Raw genomic sequence first — 21,949 nt, forward strand, 5'->3', positions numbered from 1 at the left:
TAATATTAACGCAGTACTTTTTCGCCTGTTTTCATTTTTAACGAAAAAGCAGCGGAAAGTCTGACTTTTTCGTCTTGTTGTCGCCCTTTCGCTGCCTTTCACTTTTCTATTATCTTCCGTACTGCTGCCGGATCGCCATAGCCGCATTGATTGCCACCGCCAGAAAAAAGACGGCTACAGATATCCCTGTTCCCATTGTTACTGCTTTGAACACCCATAAAATTGTTCCGCCAATCCCGGAACCCAGATTAACAATATAGGCATTTTTATAACAGGCCGCCAGTCCGATACAGGCAATCGCACTGCAGACAAAAAAGAATGTATCAAAGAAAACATTGATATCCAGTGTTCCATTTACTTTTGAGAGGACAGCCGCTATAATTCCAAACAGTATCATCGCTCCAAGAACCGTAAAGCTCAGCTCCCTGCGGTTCATCTTCCGCATAATGGTTTCCGTCTGTTTCTTCTTCCCTCTCCATTTCCAAAAGCTGTAAAGAGCCATCGGAGCCTGCATAAAAATCATAAATACAAAAGTTGCATATATCTTCGTCTGCCATGCCAGAATGCCATTGCAGATCGCATAGACAAAGCCAATCAGGAATCCCGGTGCAAAATTCATGGACACCATAAAATTAAACGTAATGCCGATCAGGGCTGTTACCAGGGCAAACAGCGTGTCCCCGCCAATCACCCCGGCTGCAGCGACTGCTGCAATCTGCAGCAGCAGAACAATATATTTTTTCTTTTCCATATTTTTAGTTATCCGCAAATAAAAGTAACCACACCCTTGTCATTATCCGACAGGCTTTCCATATCTTTCTCTGCGGTTTCCTGCTCCACAATCTCCACTCCATAACGGAACTCACTGAATCCGGACAGGTCCATCTTGAAGTTTGTTTCCCATGTGTTATTCATAATCCAGCTGTAAACCGGCCGTTTATTATTCTCCTCTTTGTTATCGCACAGAAGGATTGGGTGGGATTCCATCTCCCCCATGTAAAGTAACGGTGTGTCAAAAGTATTAACCAGAATCGTCTGATCTTTTGTCCGGTAAACGAGCCCTTCATCCGCAATATAGTATTCCATATTGGTGCCAGGAAGCTGATCAATACCAGGGCGCATGGTAACACCTCCGTTCTGGATCATCACTTCCGCATTCGGAAGATTTAACGATAACGGAAGGTACAGGCTTTCGATATCCTCGCTTAATGTTTTTGCTACCCGGTAAGAAAACTCAATTTTCGGAAGATGACGGTACATTTTGATCACAACACTGCTGTGATACGTTCCCTCTAGGGTAAAGATCAGTTCTACTTTGGTAAACACCGGTCCGTGATCCAGAATTTTCACATCCGTAAGGTCACCCTGATACTGCTCTGCGTGAAGTCCGCGGATATTTCTTCCGATCAGACTGCGTTCCGCATAAACCCCCTTCCGTATTTCGGTGCGTTCATAAACCGGCGTGAAGAACGTTTCCAGACCGGATTTGCACATTTCAACCTCTGCTTTTTTATTGTAAAAGGAGGTAATACCCTCTCCGACTTTCCATTTGATCTGAAAGAAATCGTTTTCCAGACCGTAAGGCAGTTTGTAACTTTCCGGATCGTACGTGTTCACAATATCGCGCACCCGCTCTGCGCCTACCCAGGCAGTTCTGGTGAACAGGGTCTGGGACGGAGCCGGCTGCTCTTCGTACGTGAACGTTTTCTCTTCCATTGGCTCAAATTCTGCCAGAAAACTTATCAGGACTCCGCGCGGATGAGCAGACAGCTGCACCTCCATCTCCTGTTTTGTTTTGTCATCGGTTACTTTAACTGCAGAAAGACTTAAAGTTTCTACGTAAAATTCTACCGGAAATACTCTCTTTTGATGGCTTGTGGAAACAGCTTTCACTTTGCCGGACAGATTGTAATACCGCAGGATATCACCCAGTTTATGGCACTGCTCATTTTTACGCATTGCCGCGGCCTCATGTGCCTTGGAAGCATAGCTGTTTTTTCGCATATCCAGATTTGTTACCATGGTATCATACGGATTGGTTACCGTAGCAGAATGACCCCAGGTGTGCTCTGCATATAAAAGAGAATTATCGCCATATGCCTGAATCAGTTCTTTGTTATGTACCCCTGTTTTTTCTTCCAGTCGGTCGCAGATATGGTTCAGTCGTACGGCTTCTTTGTAATGTTTTACCGCATATGGTGTACTTCCAACGCCATTGCCCCACCAGTCATTGATGGCACCCCGATACACTGGTGCATCCTGCACTTTATCCCGGATTTTGTCATACAATTCCTGAAGCGTCACCATATGCATGGTGACTTCTTCGCCATATTTTTCATTAAACAGCGCAACCGTATCTGCAATGGCCGGGTTGATCGGCGCATTATCCGAAAAAACGCCGGAAACACTGGTGATATAGAAATCGTACGGATAACCGTTTTCTTCATATTCCTTTATGCTCGCAGCCAGATTCGTGTGCAGATTTTCCAGAAGTCCTGTCACATCACCATTCTTTTTGCCGAAGTAGTTTTCCGTCATAAAATTAACATTTTTGTTCAGAACAATGCCGAGGGCATTTCCCAGGTTATAATGCTCACCATTCCATACCAGCAGACGCTGTCCGTTCTCATTTTCCCAGAAATACGGTTTCTGGTTCTGATACAGCGGATACATGCCGTGATGGGTATGGATATTGGTATACAAAAATTCTACTCCGTTTTCGATCAGGGCATCGCGCTGTCCCATGGAGATACCATTAATATCTGCAATCATGGCTGTTTTGATCTGGATTCCTTTTTCGCCGCAGATTTCCTGCATCGTATGGATTTTTTCTTTCAGATATTTGCAGTCGGCAAGATCATTAAAGTTCAGATAATTGGCAGACAGACCGATGTTTCCTTTTTTTACCAGATCGAAAAACTTTTCTTTTTCTTCCTCCGTTGCCATTTTGAAGAACTGCTCCACGCAGTACCATGTCTCACAGTTCCATTTCAGATCTTTCTGGGTTGTGTTGTTTTTGATTCCATTTTCAATCAGTTCGACTGCCCGGCGGATGTTGTTTGCCTGATTGTAGATCACCTGCTCCTGCAGATCGGTGTATCCCACGTCAGTGTGGGAATGATGTACGATGTAGACTTCTCTGATTTTGTGTGTCATGATAATTTCTCCTTTTCCTGTTCTATGTTGCTCAAAATTTTTATCTCTCTTTACCCCACAGATGCCACCAGCATTTTAATCATTTCGCCCTCTTCCGGTACAATCCGGTATGTTCCGACCGCTGCAGGAACGATGGCGGTTTCTGCGTAATGTACCGTGAACGGTGCAAAGCTGCCATCCATGCTCTCGATGCGGGCACTTCGTCCCTCCACAAGATTCATCACATGAACCGTGTCATCCATCGAGATGGTGTGCGGCCCGGAAAGTGTATAGCGGATTGTGTCGATAAACTCGCGGCTGTGCAGTCCGGTGCGCTCTACTTCACAGTTTTCTGTTTTTTCCAGCGTTTTCTGCTGGCCGACGATATTGTCGTACACCCATTTGGTATCGCGGTTCCACTGGATATTTTTCATACCGTGGTCGAGATGGATCGGACGCGGCAGTCCATCCATGCCAAGGCGGCCCCAGTCCCAGAGCTTAAAGGTAAAAATATACGGTGTCGCGCTGATTTCCAGTACCATTGTATTCTTGCCGGAACAGTGCACCGTTCCTGCCGGGATCAGCACATGATCGTGTTTTTTGACCGGAATTTTGTTGACATATTTTTCAGCTGGGAAAAGTTCTTCTCCTTTTTCTGCTGCACGAAGTTCCCGCCCCATCTCTTTTTTATCCACGCCTTCTTTGAGACCGAGGTATACATACGTTTCCTCGTCTTCATCGGCATCCAGAAGATAGTAGCTCTCATCCTGCGTATATGGCATGCCGAATTTTTCATAGATATATTCGGTCAGCGGATGTACCTGCAGGGAAAGGTTCTGACCGCCCATCGTATCCAGCAGGTCAAAACGGATCGGGAATTCTGCGCCGAACCGGCCGTGGACTCTTTCACCCAGCAGTTCATGCGGCGCATAGAAGACAAGATCCTGTGCCGGTACTTTTAAGACTTTTCCGCCGATTTCCAGATTCAGGCTGTTTTCCTCCGGAACTCCGTCAAAGCTCCACGCGAAATTTTCCTTCGATGCATCCAGACCAAAGTTTTCCTTCATCCACTGACCGCCCCATACGCCAGGGTCGAAATACGGCTCCATACGAAATGGCTTTCTGGCAAGCTGCTGCAGTGCGCCTCGGAAGGCATTTCCCGTTGTAAGAACCGGTGCATTTTCTTTCTCCGTATCCAGAAGATACGTGAATTTTTCATACCGCTCTTTTTTATAGCGGTCCGCCAGACGCCATTCAATGAAAAATCCCCGTTTATATTTCGTCAGGATCGGATCATTATAATTGGTACTGTGCCAGTTTGGCATGCCGCTCCGATAGCGGAGCTGAACTTCCCAGCGGGTCAGATCGCAGTAAACAAGTAGATCTGCCTCGGTCAGAAGCTCTGCCGCTGTACCAACGATCACGATCAGACCACCGTTTGTATCTTTTTCTTCCGCACGTTCTGTCTCAATTGCTTTTTTCATGGTTTCCAGCTTTTCGCTCTCAAACCAGGTGTCTATGGTTTTATGACACATAATGCCGAAAACACGGTCATCGGTGATGTAATCTTTAAATTCTCTTAACAGCGTTTCTTCGTCTTTGGCACAGTCTTCGATATCAAAAATCCGGTCTGGCTGCAGCGCATTGGCCAGTTCCATTATTTCTTCTTTTCGTACACCCGGGTACAGATCAAAGGAAAGAATACAGGTTTTCTTTTCTTTCTGTTTTTCCTGAACCGCCCGTTTTAATTCTTCAATGATCTCCTTTTTTTCATCCCAGATTTCATTTTCATATCCTGTGATTTTCATTTGCGGATGTAATTCGTAGTTTCCATATTTCTTTTTTAAATTCATTTGGATTCTTTTCCTTTTCTTAATTTTTCTTCCATCCATTGGGGTGTTTCCTGCGCCGATCAGACCTATCATCTTTGTTTCAACGCTTTCGCATCTGGCGGATTTCGCACTTCTGTCCGGTTTCGTTTTTTTACATGTCATATGTTTACAGTTCCACCGTGTACTTATAACGATTTCCCGGATAATAGCAGATCGAATATTCAAAAACCTCGCCGCCCTTCCGGAATGTCTGCCGTGTCCGGATAAAAATAGGCATCTGCGCATCAATTTTCAGTGCTTTCTGCACCTCTTCCGATGGAAGTGCCGCCTCAAGCGTATCCCGGCCGGATTCAATATAGATTCCATGTTCCTCCCGCAGATACTGATACAGCGATTCCATGTATGGCTCCGGCTCTGTTGGCAGTTCGCAGATTTTTTTCAGATACGTAATGGTATAGACCATGGGTTTTCCCACAGCATTCCTCACACGTTTCAGGCAATAACATGGCTCCGTCAATGGAATCTGCAGACTTCTTGCTACCGTTTCCCCGGGACTTATCAGTTCCATCTTGCAGTATGTTGTCTGCATTTCGATATGATGCTTTTTCATTTCTTCCGTGAAACTGATGACACCTTCCATCTGCTCTTCGACTTTCTCGTAGACAACATCTGTTCCGATGCCACGCCGTGCACGTGCGTAACCGCTCTGTACCAGATTCGCCATCGCCTGGCGTACTGTCACACGCGAAAGCTCGTACTTTTCCATCAGCTCTTTTTCTGTTGGCAGAAAATCTCCTTTTTTGTACGTACCGCATTCGATCTGCTGTTTCAGAATCTGTTCCAGCTGCGCATATAGCGGCGGTGCTCCCGGATTTCTATCCATTTTTGCAGTTTCTCCTTCTTCTTTTCTCTCCATAGCATTATATTTTTGTTTCTGAAAATATTTTTGCTCTATTGTGTTTTTTCAGGAAACTGTGACAACAGGCCTTCCATGGCACGGCCGGATGTTTCCGTTTCTATCTGAATCCGAATCTTTCTTTTCTCGCACTCTCTTTCCAGTTCTTTTCCAAACCAGGAAAAACTTTTTGCAATCTGTCCGCCCAGAAGCAGCAGATCCGGCTGATATTTCTCCAGCACAGGAAGAAGGCCAGCCGCCACATCTGCTCCAAATCTTCTCCAGACTTCTTCTGCCTCCATGTTTCCCGCTTTTACCAGACCATACAATTCTTTTCCACTCCACACTTTTCCTGTCACAGCCAGGCTAATCTGCTCCAGACCGCGCACAGAAAGATAATCGTCCAAAATGGAATCTCCAAACGGCTGTTGATAAATCCATCCATTTTCCGGCACACCTTTTCCTGTTTTCACCGTTTTCCCGTTTTCTACAAAAGCCGACCCGGCGCCGGTTCCGATGCAGACGCACAGAATTTTATCCGCATCACGACAGTTTCCGTACCAGCTTTCTCCCAGTGCAAATGCTTCAATGTCATGTAAAAACAAAAATCGTGCTGATCCAAGTTCCGGCACGCGCGCCTTGATTTCTCTTTCCAGTGGAATCCCGTAAATGGCATCGTACTTATTCAGTCCCTGCATCCGGCTGATTCCATTTTCATAATCAAACGGACCCGGAATCGCCATCCCAACTCCGACAACACTTCCGTCTGCTTCTCTCATCAGTTCCCGGCAGATCTTTGCAAAATTGTCCAGAATCTTCTCTGTGCTCTTCTGCGCCTGTGCTGGAAATTTCCGGATTTTTGTTCTTACTCCATTTCTGTCCGACACACTTCCTTTGATTTCCGTTCCGCCAACATCCAGAAGGATATATTTTTTCTTCTCCATCCCGCTTCCGTCCCTTTTCATCTTTTCCCTGTATTCTTTCTGTTTATATGCCACTAGGATCTCATTTCTTTGTATTGGTTCTCCTGCCACCTTGTTATAATGTTATAACCTATTCATTTTTCTGTTGCAAGCGCCTGTCTGCAATTTTGTCTGCTTTTGCAAAACTTTGTGAAAACGCGATAATACGTTTTATGCACTTGGCGCAGAACGCAAAAAATCCCCTGTTTCCGGGGTTTTTTATACACTCCGGACAGAGGATTTTTCTTATTTTCTACTTATTTTAATACATTTTCCAATTTAACAAAAAGGTTATTCATCTCCTGCACCACGCTCTGCAGACTCTTTTCCCCGACATAGTTTCCAATCGCAAACAATGCCTTATACAAAAAATTAACCGCCCCCTGCAATTCTTCGTTTTGCTCTTTTGTTTCTTTCCGAAGCTGCTGCAGTTTTTCTGCCATCGGAAACAATTCCGCAAGAATCTGCTCTTTTCGTGCCCGATCCGACGGTTCATCTGTCTCCATTTCTTCGAGATCATAGTTATCTGTTCTGCCGCATTTTCCCTTGCACACTGCGCAATCCGGATTCAGACGGTTCTTTTCTGCCTCCACGCGTACAATCCAGGATTTCCCCTCTTCTTCCCTCAGCTCTTTTTCCGGATTTGCCGCACAAATTCCGCCAAGCAGAATCTCATGCGTGGCTTTGTCCGGGCGGTGACCATTGCTGTCACCGCTGGAAAACTCCTGCGATTCACCTTTTGCTGCTTCTCCTCTTCCATCTACCGACCGGGCCAGACCGATCAGCGCACCAAGAAGCTCCTTTTGTATCTTCGTCATACTCATTTTTCTAATACCTCTTACCGAGCTTTTCATTTTTTTCGTCTTACATATTCCACAAAGCAGAATGTACCAATTGTAAAAATACTTTTAAGGGCACACGCTAATTACTATATCTGATTTTCTACAAAATTTCCCCCTCCGTAGAAATCACCACGGTTTTCACCGGAATCTTCTTTCCACTCTCTTTCAGCGCCATCTTCACGGCACGCTCCATTCCTGCGCAGCACGGAACCTCCATGCGTGCAACCGTGATACTCTTAATATCATTCCGCATGAAAATCCGCGCAAGTTTCTCGGAATAATCGATATCGTCAAGTTTTGTACAGCCTACGAGAACGACATGATCCCGAATAAAATCCTGGTGGAAGTTTCCATACGCATACGCTGTACAATCCGCCGCAACGAGAAGGTCTGCTCCTGCAAACATCGAAGCCCGCTCCTGCACCAGCTTGATCTGCACCGGCCACTGGCGGAGCCGGGACGGAACTGCTGCAGAATTTTCCTGCGCATCTGCACGGTTAATCGCCCAGCTGTTTTCACCTGCTTTTCCTGCTCCGGTATTCTCCTGCCCGGCCGCCTCTTTTGCCTTCCGCTGGTTCTCTTTTACCGCCTCCTCATCGTACGGCAGCGCCTCCCGCTCCACAAACGAAATCGCATCTGCCGGACAAACCGGCAGGCAGTCGCCGAATCCGTCGCAGTAGTCATCCCGGATCAGCTTTGCCTTCCCGTCAACCATCGCAATCGCACTTTCATGACAGGCATGCGCACAAAGCCCGCATCCTGTACATCTGTCTTCCTCTATCTGAACAATTTTTCGAATCATCACTGAATCTCCTTTTTTCTCTTTGTTTCTCAATACCTGTTTGTTTCTCAACCATGATATCATACTTTATCCCTGTTTTGACAGTTGTTTTTTTTAGTAGTTTTTTCCTACAATACCAACTCTTCGTCCAAAGCCAGCGAATAAATAATCTTCTCTTTCACCTTTTTTCCTGTCGTCCGCTCCAGTGCCTGCTGGTAGTAGGCGAGCTGTTTTTCATACCGCTTTTTCAGCTCCCCGACTTCTTTCACACGGTCCGTTTTGTAGTCCACAAGAACAATCTCATCCCCCTCCGGGAACCATGCGTCAATGATTCCCTGCACGAGAATGGTTTCGTCTTCCGGATAGGACGGATCTGCCTCACTTGCCGGAACGGACATCACAAACGGCTGCTCCCGTTTCAGGGTTTCATTCAAAAAGGCATTCCGCATCCGCATTCCAACCGGACTTTTTGCGAAAGCGAGGATCGATTTGAAATAAATGCATTCCGCTGCTTCTTTCGTCATCTTTCCTTCTGCAATCAATTCCTCCGTCTGTGCCATCAGCTCTGTGATGCTGTACGCTCTGCGGTAATCGAGACATTCCAGCAGGCGGTGGTACGCCGTTCCGCGGTCAGAGCCCGTCAGAGCCGCAACATGATCCTTTTTCAGAAAGCCCGGCACAATTGGTACGAGTTCTTCCTGCGCAAACAGCTCTTTTCCGATTTCGGATTCCTCCATCCCGACCTTCTTCAGCTGTGAAACGGTAACCTTTACCGGAATCTGTTTTTCCTTCTCATACGGATACTGGTAGGCAAACCGCTCCTCCACAAGTTCCTTCAGCGCTGCTTCTCTCGGCGGCTGCTTCGGAATTTCCATGATTTTCTGCTCATTCACCGCGCGCTCCATCTGATGCAGCACCTCTCCCTCAACAAGTCCTGCCGGTGATACAAGGCGGATCGTTACCGGAATTTTCTCTGCATACAGCGGATTGTCCACATTCCCTGCCAGACCGAATTGTTCATACAGCCCGTCGAAACACCGGTTTCTCGAAAATGCCGGCAAAATCCAGTCGAGATACCCGGATGCACTGCTCAATGTCTGATACGACAGCAGCTCCTCCTGCCGCCCCGCATGTGCCGCGCACTGCTTCACGCGGCTCTCCAGCTTCGACGCCATGCCCGTCATAATCAGCTTCTCCTTCGGGCGCGTCATGGCAACGTAAAGCACCCGCAGCTCCTCCGCCAGATTTTCCAGCTTCATGCTCTGCCGGATGATCTGCCGCGGCAGTGTCGCCTGACGGACGCGGTGCTCCGGATCGATCGCATCCGCGCCGATACCCATGCGGGAATGGAGTACAAGCGCCGCACGGCTGTCCATCTGGTTAAACGATTTGCCCATGCCCGAGAGGAACACAACCGGGAATTCCAGTCCTTTACTCTTGTGAATACTCATGATACGCACCGTGTCTGCGCTCTCCCCGTAAATATTCACCTCGCCGAAATCGACTTCATACTTCTGAAGCTGCTCGATATAACGGATAAAGTTGAACAGTCCACGGTAACTCGTCGCCTCAAATTCCACCGCCTTTTCCACCAGCATCTCCAGATTTGCCCGCCGCTGCACACCACCCGGCATTGCAGATGCATAGCCGCCGTAGCCCGTCTCCTCGAGAATCTGTGTGATCAGCTCATGGATCGGCGTATACGGCACGCGGCTTCGCAGCGTTTCGAGCTGTGCAAGGAACCTCCTCAGCTTCTCCCGGAGTGCTTCATCATCCCCCATCGCCGCATATTTTCCACATGCCTCGTAAATTTTCACATCTTTATCCACACAACGCACCGCCGCAAGCTCCGTGTCTGTGCATCCGCAGATGGGGGAACGCAGAATGGCCGTAAATGGAATCTCCTGACATGGATTATCACACAGGTGCAGATAATTCAGCACCGTAACAATTTCCTGCGTGGAAAAGTACCCTGTTTTTGATGTACTGTAAGCCGGAATTCCAGCCGCCTGGAGCACACGCGAAAACGTCTCCGACCAGCCGCTGACCGCACGGAGTAAAATGACGATATCCCGGTACTGGATTTTCCGGTATTCCCCGGTCTCCTTATCCACAACTTCCTCATTTCCAACCATTTCCCGGATGCGCGCCGCAACGGCAGCCGCCTCCGTTTCCATCTTCGTCTCGCGGGATTTATCATCTTCCAGCTCCGGCGCCTGGTCGTCCAGCAGCAGAAGCTCCGTTTCGTATGCCCTCTGCCACGGATCCGTATTTCCCTCTTCTTTCTTCGGGAACGCCGCACCCGCATGGAGGCTCGCCGCCTCATCATACGCAATGCCGCCAAGCTCCGGACTCATGAGCTTACGGAACACATAGTTCGCCCCTGCAAGCACCTCCGGCCGGCTTCGAAAGTTTTTATCGAGATCAATCCTCTGCTGGCTTTCTCCGTCTTTTTGATACGTGCGATATTTTTCCAGAAACAGCTCCGGCCGCGCCAGACGAAATCCGTAGATACTCTGCTTGATATCGCCGACCATAAACCGGTTCCACCTGCCGTCCTCCTCACCGGACACCGCAGAGAGCAGTGCCTCCTGGATAAAGTTGCTGTCCTGGTACTCATCGATCATAATTTCCCGGAATTGCTCCGACAGCTCCCGCGCCGCATCGGTCCGCACCAGGCAGCCGTCTTTTTGCTGCACGAGAATTTCAAGCGCAAAGTGTTCCAGATCGGCATAATCGAGAATATTTTTGCTCCGTTTTTTCTCCGCAAACGCTTTTGCAAACTGCTCCGTCAGATCAATCAGCACCCCGATGGGCTCCCGGCAGTCGGCAATCTCCTCCGCAATCGCAGCGCTGTCCTTCTCAAAGAACTGCTCTTTTAACTTCTGCAGCTCCTTTTTGCATGCATCGCGCTCCGCCTTTACCTGATCTTTCAGCGTTTCACTCACATCGTCTGCCTTTTTCCGCGAAAGTGCTTTAAACTTCATTCCGGCCATCGCGCGCACCAGTTCATCAAACGATTCTGTTTCCAGCAGTTCTTCCACCATCTGCTGGTCAGAAGCCAGCGCCTCATCATATAAATACGGTCCTCCAGAGCTTACTGCTGTTTTCCGGTTTTCCTGAATCCCTTCCAGAATACTCGAGAGCCGCTTTTTCGCCTCGCTCATCAGCTCCTGTACCCAGATACTCTCCTGCACTGCTTCCGGTGAATCCATCTGGTACGCCGCCCGGCACTCTTCGAGCCACTGCTCCGGCCACGGATAGCTCATGGAAAACTCATACAGTTTCAGCACAAGTGCATCGAGCCCGTCATCCTGCTTTCCCGCCGCGTAGCTCTCCACAAACCGTGTAAATGCAGACTCCTTTTCCGTAAAGCGTTCTTCCATGACCTTCTGGATCACATCGCTTTTCATCAGACGGATCTCCCCTTCATCCGCCATGCGGTACACCGGATCAAGATCGATCATCTGAAAATAATTTTTGATAACGTACGAACAGAATCCGTGAATCGTGCTGATCTGCGCATGGTGAAGCAGGGTCTGCTGCCTCTGCAGATGCTCATCCTCAGGATCTTCCTCGAGACTCTGCTGCAGCGCACGGCCGATTCGCTCTTTCATCTCACCTGCCGCTGCCCGCGTAAAAGTCACAACGAGCAGCTGGTCAACATCGATCGGACGCACAGGATCCTTTACCATCGCAAGGATCCGCTCTACCAGAACCGCCGTCTTTCCGGAACCTGCCGCCGCGCTGACCAGAAGATTCCGGTCTCTCGTATCAATGACTTTCTGCTGTTCCGCTGTCCATTTTACTGCCATTTATCTCTCCCTCTTCTTTCTGGCTGATTACTTTCTCATACATGGAAAACTGCATTTCTCTTTCCTTTCCGGAAGGCAGTCACTCCTTTTGATCACTTTGTGTTATCTCCTGCATCGCCTTCATCAGCAGTTCCGTGTCCATGCCCTTCAGTTTGCGGTACTCGTATCCCTGAATTTTCTGGTCAAAACCGCAGATTCCCTGATATTCACAGTACGCACACGCCGTCGCACCGTCCCGCTGATACGGGGAAATTTTTACATTGCCCGAAAAAATGCCCTCGCCGATCTCACGCACCTTCTTTCTGGTGTACGTACGGATCACATCAAACTGCTCCGGCGATGCTACTTTCGAATAGCTCGTATAACTTCCATCCTTCTTCTTTCCAACCGGAATCACATCGGATGTCGTTCCGTCCTCAAGCACGCGGTCGAGAAGCTCCACAACTTTCCGGTCCGCATTCACAAGACCGTCCATCCGCAGCGCTTTCAGCATCCGCCGGCCCCACGCCTCGTCGGTCTCATCCTCCTCCTGATCGAGCATCGGATCATCAATATGATAATAGAACACGCCCGCCGGCTCCACCTGCTTGCCGGGATGCTTTTTCTGCTCCAGTTCCACCGCCGCATCGAGATAAACAGCAAGCTGCAGCTGCAGTCCATAATAGAGCGCCACCAGGTCGAGCGACGTATTTCCCGTCTTGTAATCGATAATTTTCACATAGACCTTATCGTCCGTCTCGCAGAGATCCACGCGGTCAATCCGTCCGCGCAGACGCATTTTCTCATGCTCCGACAGATCGATGTTGATCGCCGACAGCGAGTCCTCCATCGAGAACGAAACCTCGAATTCCCCTGGCTCAAATTCTCCCTGCCGGATCTGCTGCTGCAGTGCCCAGACAGTTCGTTTCAGGATCCGCTTCACGCGGATAATGCGGTACTGATTCCGGCTTGAACTCTGAAAAATTGTGTTTCCATAGTCCGCCATCGTCTCCTCGACACACTCCTCAATCAGACGGTCACGCGTATCATCGGTCACCGTCTTCCAGGTCTCACCGTTCTCCTGCAGTTTTTTCGAAAACTTCTCAAGCGCCTCATGCATGACCGTTCCCATATCCGCCGCTTTCAGCTCATACTGATCCCGCTCGCGGATCTGAAGGCCGAACTCCATAAAGTGGGCAAACGCACACGCCGCATACTTTTCCAGCCGCGTTGCACTGTTTTTTAACGTATCTCCGTACAGTGCCGATGCCGCACTCCTTCCGATTACGCCGTCCGCACACCGCAGAAACGCCGCTTTTCGATACGTCTCCGCCGGAATTCCAGCCTCCGGGTGCGCCGCATACCAGCGGTAAAGCTCCTCAAACAGCGGATCGATCTCTCCCTCCGCCGCTCTGCCAAGCTCCTCCAGAAACAGTGCCTCGCCGGAACGCGGCATTTCCAGTTTTTCCTCCGGTTTTTCCTCTTTTTCAATATCCCGCACTGGAATCTCCGGGAAGAGTTTTCGTATTTCGTTGATCAGATACGACGGATTCTGCGCCTCGCCGGACGCGCCCGCTTTCGCAAAGGAAAGGTACAGCCGCTCCGACGGTTTTGTCAGATTTCGGTAGAGATGGAATTTCTGCTGATACATCGTCTCCCGCGCCGTCGGGGACAGCTTCGCATCCGCCCGTTCCAGCTCCTCGCGGTCATATTCCGAGAGAATGCCGCCGCCCGCGTCGTGGCGCGGAATCAGCCCGTCATTCACGCCGACGAAAAACAGCACGCGGATGTCCTTCAGACGCGACCGTTCATTATCACCGATCAGTACCTGGTCCGCCGTCGGCGGAATAATACCGACAGATGCCTCCGCAAATCCCGCTTCCAGAATTTCCTGATACTCTGCCAGCGTCATCTTCTCCTCACCCAGCACCTCGACGATCTTGTCCAGCAGCTCCATGACGATGCCATAAATCTGACTGTATTCTTTTGCAAATGCCTCCTGGCCCTGCTGTTCAAACTGCTGCCGCCGCTCCTCGAGTTTTTCCTGCATCTGATTCTGTACCGCCAACGCGTACAGGGCCTCCGTCCGCTCCCGCACCGTGGCATCTTTTTTCTTCATCCGCTCCGCAAACGGCTGCACTTCAGCATAGAACTTCTCCCGCAGAAGATTGCGCTGCGGCACTTCATCCGGCTTGATGCCGCGGTAGCCCCTCGTCCAGGTTTCCCCATACGCTTTCAGCCCGCGGATACCAAGCGCGAGCACATAGTTTTCCATCGCATCCGTCTCCTCGCGGTCCAGACTCGAAAGACCGCAGCGCAGATAGCGGAAGACGCTCTCGTACGAAAAACTCTGTACCACCATCTCGATCGCCGCACGCAGAAATTCCACGAACGGATTCATCAGCACGGAATGCTTTTCGTCCACGAAATACGGAACACCACATTTTTCAAAGATTTCCCGCGCATACGTGCCGTAAACAGAAAGATCTCCGGTCAGAACGGCGAAATCCTGGTAACGCATGCCCTCCTCGCGCACCATGCGGCGGATCAGACGCACCGTCTCTTCCAGCTCGGCACGCGGATTCGGCGCGACGCTGATGTAGATGCCCTGCTGTTTCGCCTCGTATCCTGCTGCCGGATTTCCTGTCTTTGCTTCCGTTCCTGATTCTGGTCTTTTTTCTATTCCATTTCCGGAAAATCCTCTCTTTCCATACCGGAACAGTCTCTGCTCCAGCTGATCCATCGTGCTTCCCGGCTGAAAACGGCCATGTCCCGAGCGTCTGACCCAGATTTCCGGCTCCACCGGGCACCCTGCTTCATCTGCCGCTTTCATGAGCTGCTGGACAAGCTGGCGGCTCATCGCAAAAAGCTGATGCGGAATCGCCTTTTTATACGGGTCCTCCCGCTCATCCATAATAATCGTCACATAAACCTTCGCACAGAGCCGGAACAGCTTTCCAAGCACACCGATCTGCACCGGCGTAAATCCGGTAAACCCATCCACCAGTACCTCACTGTTTTTAATCAGCTCCGATTCTTCCAGCTTTCCCGCCAGAACTTCCAGCACATCCTCCGCCGTCACGTAACGGTTTTCCAGATATTCCTCAAACGCACGGTAGATCACACCGGTGTCCTTCAGCTTTGCCGCCAGCAGCTTTTTCTCTCCCGTCTCTTCCGCCCACGTATCAAGCTCGGACGGCGCAATCTGATACTGCTTCAGCTCGGAAATCAGCGATTTCATCTGCGAAACCGCACCGGTTCTTTTTAACGTGCTGCCAAGAATTGTCAGCTCCTTTTTCTTTTCCTGCGCAACGCGCTTCACCACGAGGCTTTTTCCCGTCTCTTCAAGCACCGGATACAGGCTTCCTCCGGTCTCCTCAAAAATACGGTAGGCCAGACGTTGAAAACTTAAAATATCAATATTTAAAATTCCGCCCGCCGGATGCAGAGACACGAGTTCTTTCTGCGTCTGCATCGTAAACTGCTCCGGCACGACGATCAGATAATTTTTCTCCGGGTGGCGCGCCGCTTCCGCCAGGATTTTTTCATACGCATACCGCGATTTTCCGGCCCCCGAATTTCCCATAATAAACTGCAGACTCATACCTTGCTCCTCCTGTTCTGATCCATTTCTGCCCCAAAATAAACATAGCTACAGTATAGCAGACTCTTTTTTTTGATGCAATCAACCTGCTGTAGAACAACCTTCATAAAAACCATTCTTCCCACATACATTATAGTAAAAACGCCCGCCTGTTCCGCCCCCGCTTCCCGCCCCGCAGACGGCTTTTCAAAAAGGAGTGTGCCCGCCCATGAGTTCCAAAACGAAAATTGTTGTACTACATATGAAAGAAGTGGTTTACACCGCTGTTTTTCTTGCTCTCGCGCTGATTCTTCTCGTGGTGTTTCTGATCATGTTCTCCGGGAAGAAGGATTCTGCGAAAAAACCTTCTGTCACCACTGCTGCTTCCGCCGAAAATGCACGCTACATTCCCGGCATCTACACCTCCACGATCTCCCTCGGCGACCAGACCTTCGATGTGCAGGTCAATGTTGAGCAGGACCGCATCACCGCGATTTCACTGAATAACTTAAGTGAAACCACCGCCGCCATGTATCCGCTCATGGAGCCCGCGCTCGATTCCATCGCAAGCCAGATCTATGTGAATCAGACGACGGAAGGCCTCATCTACGGAGAGGACGACCGCTACACCTCCGAACTGCTCGTCTCCGCGATCAATCAGGCGCTCGAACAGGCTCAAAATCCTTCCTCCGCAGAATCCTGATCTTTCCATGCAAAAAGGCCTCGAAGCATTCTTCTGCTCCGAAGCCTTTTTTCTGTCGTGCATCTCAAAATTTGATTCCCTGCACCAATTTGGATTATCTTTGTTTCTTTCTGTATTTCCTGTTTTGTTTTTTACAGCTGGTCGAGTTCCTCTCTCCAGAGCTTCACGCACGCATCACTCGGCATACGCAGGTCGCCGCGCGGGGATACCGCAACGCTTCCGACCTTCGGGCCATCCGGCAGGCAGGAGCGTTTGAACTGCTGCGCGAAAAATCTCCAGTAGAACGTTTTCAGCCATTTTAAGATCGTCGCATCATCGTAGACACCGGCAAATGCAAGTTTTGCCACACGGTAAATCTTGAGCGGTTCGTACGTCACACGCAGCATATAGTATAAGAAGAAATCATGAAGCTCGTACGGTCCGACGAGATCTTCTGTTTTCTGAGAAATGACACCATCTTTCGGCGGCAGCAGTTCCGGGCTGACCGGCGTGTCGAGCACATCCAGAAGGATATCGGAAAGTGCTTTTTCCCCGCAGGTGTCCGCATAATACTGCACCAGATGGCGCACCAGGGTTTTCGGTACGGACGCATTGACGGCATACATCGACATATGGTCGCCATTGTACGTTGCCCAGCCAAGTGCCAGCTCGGAAAGATCACCAGTTCCAATGACCATACCGCCGGACTGGTTGGCAAGATCCATCAGAATCTGGGTTCTCTCACGCGCCTGTCCGTTTTCATACGTCACATCATGCTTCTCCGGATCCTGTCCGATGTCGCGGAAATGGAGATTGACGGCCTCTTTGATATCAACCTCTTTTAAGGTTGCACCAAGGCACCGCGTCAGTTCACAGGCATTCTGATACGTGCGGTCCGTCGTTCCAAAGCATGGCATGGTCACAGAAAGAATCTGGTTTCTCGGAAGGCCGAGCAGATCGAACGCTCTGGCAGTGACGAGCAGTGCCAGCGTCGAATCGAGTCCGCCGGAAATACCGATAACCGCGCTCTGGCAGTGCGTATGCGCCAGACGTTTTTTCAGTCCCATGGCCTGAATATTTAAAATTTCATCACATCGCTGATCCCGGTTGTGCTTATCCGACGGTACGAACGGCCGCGGATCGAAGTAACGGATCAGCTTTGTTTCTTCTATTGTTAATGAGAACTTAACCACCTGATAACCGTCGGTTCTCTGTTCCGGATATGTGGTCATTCTTCTGCGCTCACTCGTCAGACGATCAACATCGAGATCCGCGCAGACGATCTGATTCTCAAACCGTTTTGCCTCGGCAAGAATCGTTCCGTTCTCCGCAATCAGATGCTGTCCGCCAAAGACGAGATCCGTCGTGGACTCGCCCTCGCCTGCTGTCGCATAAATATAACCGCAGATCAGACGTGCCGACTGTGCACTCACGAGGCTTCTCCGATAGCTATCTTTTCCAACCATCTCATCACTCGCGGAAAGATTGACGATCACTGTCGCACCGGCCAGGGCATGCGCCACACTCGGCGGATTCGGGGTCCAGAGATCCTCGCAGAGCTCTGCAGCAACTTTGAGGCGCGGCATCTCCGCACACTGGAAGAGCAGATTCATGCCGAACGGAACCTCTTTTCCGAAAAATTCCGTCGTTGTCACCGCTTCTTTTCCCGGCGTAAAGTGACGCAGCTCATAAAATTCATTGTAGTTCGGCAGATACTTTTTCGGTACAACGCCGAGCAGCTCTCCATGACAGAGTACAGCGGCCACGTTAAACAGCTTTCCGCCCTGTTCCCACGGAAGGCCGACAAAAATCAGTGCATCGGTCCCTTTCGTTCCGTCGGCAATCTCTTTTAATCCCTCTTTCGCCGCGTCGATCATCTGGCTCTGCCAGAATAAATCACTGCAGGTATAGCCGGTCAGCGCCAGCTCCGGGAGCACCATCACTTTTGCGCCCTCGTCCTCCATTTTATGAATGGTTTCCAGAATGACTCTCGTATTTTCTCTGACATCCGCTACTGCCACCGCACAGGAAGCGGCTGCGACTTTTACGAATCCCTGTTTCATCTCTTTATCCCTCCGCTATTTGCTCTTACGCAATAATTCTTTCAGATCCTCGGTAGAAAATTCATAGGCGCTGTTGCAGAAATGGCATTTCAGCTCCACCGGTTTTGCTTCCTGAATCATCTCGTTCAGTTCTTTTCTTCCGACCGCTATCAGCGCTTTCGATACACGCTCACGGCTGCAGTTGCAGTAAAACTGGGTCGGCACGGTATCGTTGATCACAAGGTCCATGTCTCCAAGCAGTTTTTCAAGAATCTGCTCCGGAGTCAGGCCCTCGTCAAGGAATGCGGTAACGGAATTGACTTCTGCCAGACGCTGCTCCAGTTTTTCAATGACTTTCTCATCGCAGAACGGCATCAGCTGAATGATAAAGCCGCCGGCCTGACGGACGGTATTGTCTTTGTTCATCAGCACACCGAGTCCGACGCTGGACGGAACCTGCTCACTCGTTGCAAAATAGTAGGTCAGATCCTCTGCGATCTCACTCGTCTGCAGAACGCACTGTCCGACGTACGGCTCTTTCAGTCCCAGGTCTTTGATGACATCCATGAATCCGACGCCGACAGCACCTGCCACGTCAAGTTTTCCTTTTTTGTTGGCCGGAATCACGACGTCCGGGTTTCCGACGTAACCTTTTACATTTCCTTTGGAATCTGCTGTTACAGTAATGCCATTCAGCGGTCCGCCGGCATGGATGCGCAAGGTCAGAAGGTCTTTATCTCCCTTCATCATAACGCCCATCATTGCACCTGCTGTCAGAAGGCGGCCCAGCGCTGCGGTTGCAACCGGGCTCGTGTTGTGATCCTGGCGTGCTGTCTCTACGGTTTCTCTTGTTGTCGCTGCAAACGCACGAATCTGTCCGTCTGCCGCTGTTGCTCTTACAATATAATCCATGTTTCTCTCCTATTTCTCACTTTTTCCTTTTTCTCTTGCTACGACATAAATACGTTCGCTCTCCGGTCTCGGCGCATCCTTTGTGAATGCATCGTAAGCCGTTACAAACTCCATGCCTGCCTCTTCCAATAAGCGGCAGATCGTCGCAAGATCGTACGCTCTCTGATAATGTACCTCCTCAAATTTACGGTACAGATCGGAATCTTCTCCCTCCGGGATGAAAATGGCGAGCTCATATTCGTTGATTTCTTCCTCCGGGTCATAGTAATTATCCCAGATGAAGCTTGCCTCTTCGCGGTTTTCCGCAATCGTAGTCTCACCCATCTGTTCATATTTATACTTTGTATTCAAATCAAAAATAAACATGCCCTTCGGATCCAGATAATTGTTGACAAGTGAGAATACTTCCCGCAGATCATCTTCCTCCAGAATATAGTTGATAGAATCGCAGATGCTCACAACCGCCTTCACGGTTCCGTAGAGCTCAAATTCCCGCATATCCTGAAGCAGATATAAAATGTTTAAGCCGGACTCGGCGCGTTTTTCACTGGCAATCTCGAGCATATCCTCAGAATTGTCCACGCCGATCATATCGTAGCCCTCTTTGGCGAGCAGCTCGGTCATGTTTCCCGTTCCGCAGCCAAGATCGAGCACCAGTCCGTCTTCCACCTGATATTCTTTTAAAAGCTGAATCAGATATTTGCTCCAGGCAGGATAGTCCACGTTGTCCATGAACATGTCATATACCTGGGCAAAACTGGTATAACTTTCATTCATCTTTCTTTTCTCCTTCATCGTTTACAGTAGCTACGCCTTATTGTATCACATCACACAGGGCAACTCAATATACGAAAAGACCTGCAGGATCCCTGCAGGTCTCATTCACTCCCCGAGTTGGGCTCGAACCAACAACCCTTCGGTTAACAGCCGAATGCTCTACCATTGAGCTATCGAGGATTATTTAATTGAAGATATTTGATATACCTTCAAAACCGCATACACTACACATCTATCATTCCATCTTGTGAACACAACCATTCAGGTCAAGCCCTCGACCGATTAGTAACAGTCAGCTCCATGCCTTACGGCACTTCCACCTCTGCCCTATCTACCTCGTCGTCTTCAAGGGGTCTTACTTCTTACGAATGGGATATCTCATCTTGAGGGGGGCTTCACGCTTAGATGCCTTCAGCGTTTATCCCTTCCCGACTTGGCTACCCGGCCGTGAACCTGGCGGTTCAACCGGTACACCAGAGGTCAGTCCATCCCGGTCCTCTCGTACTAAGGACAGCTCCTCTCAAATATCCTACGCCCACGCCGGATAGGGACCGAACTGTCTCACGACGTTCTGAACCCAGCTCGCGTACCGCTTTAATGGGCGAACAGCCCAACCCTTGGGACCTACTACAGCCCCAGGATGCGATGAGCCGACATCGAGGTGCCAAACCACTCCGTCGATGTGAACTCTTGGGAGTGATAAGCCTGTTATCCCCAGGGTAGCTTTTATCCGTTGAGCGATGGCATTCCCACTTAATACCACCGGATCACTAAGTCCTACTTTCGTACCTGCTCCACCCGTCGGTGTCGCAGTCAAGCTCCCTTCTGCCTTTGCACTCTTCGAATGGTTTCCGACCATTCTGAGGGAACCTTTGAGCGCCTCCGATACCCTTTCGGAGGCGACCGCCCCAGTCAAACTCCCCGTCTGGCATTGTCCCCCGGCCTGATAAAGGCCGCTGGTTAGAAGCCCAGCAGCACAAGGGTGGTATCCCAACAATGGCTCCCCTGAAACTGGCGTTCCAGGTTCACAGCCTCCCACCTATCCTGTACATGCACTGCCGGACCCCAGTACCAAACTGGAGTAAAGCTCCATGGGGTCTTTCCGTCCTGGCGCGGGTAACCAGCATCTTCACTGGTACTTCAATTTCACCGGATGCATTGTCGAGACAGCGCTCAAATCATTACGCCTTTCGTGCGGGTCGGAACTTACCCGACAAGGAATTTCGCTACCTTAGGACCGTTATAGTTACGGCCGCCGTTTACTGGGGCTTAAATTCAAAGCTTCGCTTGCGCTAACCTCTCCTCTTAACCTTCCAGCACCGGGCAGGCGTCAGCCCATATACCTCACCTTACGGTTTTGCATAGACCTGTGTTTTTGCTAAACAGTTGCTTGAGCCTATTCTCTGCGGCCAACTCTCGTTGGCACCCCTTCTCCCGAAGTTACGGGGTCATTTTGCCGAGTTCCTTAACAATGCTTCTTCCGCCGGCCTTAGGATTCTCTCCTCATCCACCTGTGTCGGTTTACGGTACGGGTATCTTAAAAACAATAGCGGCTTTTCTTGATTCATGGCTCACACACTTCCCTACTTTCATTCGGTCCGCATCACGCCTTTGGATTGCCACACGGTTTTTCCTATGTGACTCCTCCTTCGCTTGCACGCGGCTTTCCGTTCCGCGCCTGTGCTCTCCACAAATGTCCCCACAGTTCTGTT

Annotated in this window: 13 protein-coding genes, 1 tRNA gene and 1 rRNA gene (1 of these 15 running past the window's edge); 1 reads left to right on the plus strand and 14 read right to left on the minus strand. The window is 49.9% G+C overall.

The window, feature by feature from the left end; genetic code table 11:
• Nucleotides 1-109: 109 nt before the first annotated feature.
• The 9 genes from pnuC to PGS38_RS15800 form a co-directional block, all read right to left on the minus strand.
• The gene (gene pnuC, locus PGS38_RS15760; protein ID WP_117761902.1) at nt 110-751 is read right to left on the minus strand and encodes a nicotinamide riboside transporter PnuC; all 642 of its coding nucleotides are present in this window, start codon (nt 749-751) and stop codon (nt 110-112) included.
• Between the two features lie 8 nt (nt 752-759).
• Entirely contained in the window at nt 760-3,156 is a 2,397-nt protein-coding gene (locus PGS38_RS15765) for a glycoside hydrolase family 38 N-terminal domain-containing protein (protein ID WP_117761901.1), read from the minus strand.
• A 50-nt stretch (nt 3,157-3,206) separates the two neighbouring features.
• The gene (locus tag PGS38_RS15770) at nt 3,207-4,988 is read right to left on the minus strand and encodes a class I mannose-6-phosphate isomerase (protein WP_117802496.1); all 1,782 of its coding nucleotides are present in this window, start codon (nt 4,986-4,988) and stop codon (nt 3,207-3,209) included.
• A 145-nt stretch (nt 4,989-5,133) separates the two neighbouring features.
• Entirely contained in the window at nt 5,134-5,850 is a 717-nt protein-coding gene (locus PGS38_RS15775; RefSeq protein ID WP_117761900.1) for a GntR family transcriptional regulator, read from the minus strand.
• Nucleotides 5,851-5,918: 68 nt separating this feature from the next.
• Nucleotides 5,919-6,806: an ROK family protein gene (locus PGS38_RS15780; RefSeq protein ID WP_117761927.1), complete on the minus strand. Its 888-nt coding sequence runs from the start codon at nt 6,804-6,806 to the stop codon at nt 5,919-5,921.
• Nucleotides 6,807-7,081: 275 nt separating this feature from the next.
• A complete protein-coding gene (locus PGS38_RS15785) occupies nt 7,082-7,648 on the minus strand; it encodes a hypothetical protein (RefSeq protein ID WP_117761899.1) in 567 nt (188 codons plus the stop codon).
• Nucleotides 7,649-7,766: 118 nt separating this feature from the next.
• Complete coding sequence (locus tag PGS38_RS15790) at nt 7,767-8,468, minus strand: ATP-binding protein (RefSeq protein WP_118640909.1); 702 nt, start codon at nt 8,466-8,468, stop codon at nt 7,767-7,769.
• Nucleotides 8,469-8,575: 107 nt separating this feature from the next.
• Nucleotides 8,576-12,262: a helicase-exonuclease AddAB subunit AddA gene (gene addA / locus PGS38_RS15795; RefSeq protein WP_118640907.1), complete on the minus strand. Its 3,687-nt coding sequence runs from the start codon at nt 12,260-12,262 to the stop codon at nt 8,576-8,578.
• Nucleotides 12,263-12,341: 79 nt separating this feature from the next.
• On the minus strand, nt 12,342-15,845 hold the full coding sequence (locus tag PGS38_RS15800) for a PD-(D/E)XK nuclease family protein (protein ID WP_118640905.1): 3,504 nt from the start codon (nt 15,843-15,845) through the stop codon (nt 12,342-12,344).
• A 208-nt stretch (nt 15,846-16,053) separates the two neighbouring features.
• Between PGS38_RS15800 and PGS38_RS15805 the strand changes: the two genes are divergently transcribed.
• Nucleotides 16,054-16,527, plus strand: coding sequence for a hypothetical protein (locus PGS38_RS15805; protein ID WP_022462423.1), 474 nt, complete (start codon nt 16,054-16,056; stop codon nt 16,525-16,527).
• Nucleotides 16,528-16,658: 131 nt separating this feature from the next.
• Here PGS38_RS15805 and PGS38_RS15810 read toward each other — a convergent pair whose 3' ends face one another.
• The 5 genes from PGS38_RS15810 to PGS38_RS15830 form a co-directional block, all read right to left on the minus strand.
• On the minus strand, nt 16,659-18,569 hold the full coding sequence (locus PGS38_RS15810) for an NAD(+) synthase (protein ID WP_118640903.1): 1,911 nt from the start codon (nt 18,567-18,569) through the stop codon (nt 16,659-16,661).
• Between the two features lie 15 nt (nt 18,570-18,584).
• A complete protein-coding gene (hslO, locus tag PGS38_RS15815) occupies nt 18,585-19,460 on the minus strand; it encodes an Hsp33 family molecular chaperone HslO (protein WP_022462421.1) in 876 nt (291 codons plus the stop codon).
• 9 nt (nt 19,461-19,469) lie between these two features.
• Nucleotides 19,470-20,237: a class I SAM-dependent DNA methyltransferase gene (locus tag PGS38_RS15820; RefSeq protein ID WP_117509992.1), complete on the minus strand. Its 768-nt coding sequence runs from the start codon at nt 20,235-20,237 to the stop codon at nt 19,470-19,472.
• 108 nt (nt 20,238-20,345) lie between these two features.
• Nucleotides 20,346-20,417, minus strand: a tRNA-Asn gene (locus PGS38_RS15825).
• 81 nt (nt 20,418-20,498) lie between these two features.
• A 23S ribosomal RNA gene (locus PGS38_RS15830) occupies nt 20,499-21,949 on the minus strand (it continues 1,567 nt past the right edge of the window).

It is taken from the genome of Fusicatenibacter saccharivorans (assembly GCF_027667425.1).
Taxonomy (GTDB): Bacteria; Bacillota; Clostridia; order Lachnospirales; family Lachnospiraceae; genus Fusicatenibacter; species Fusicatenibacter saccharivorans.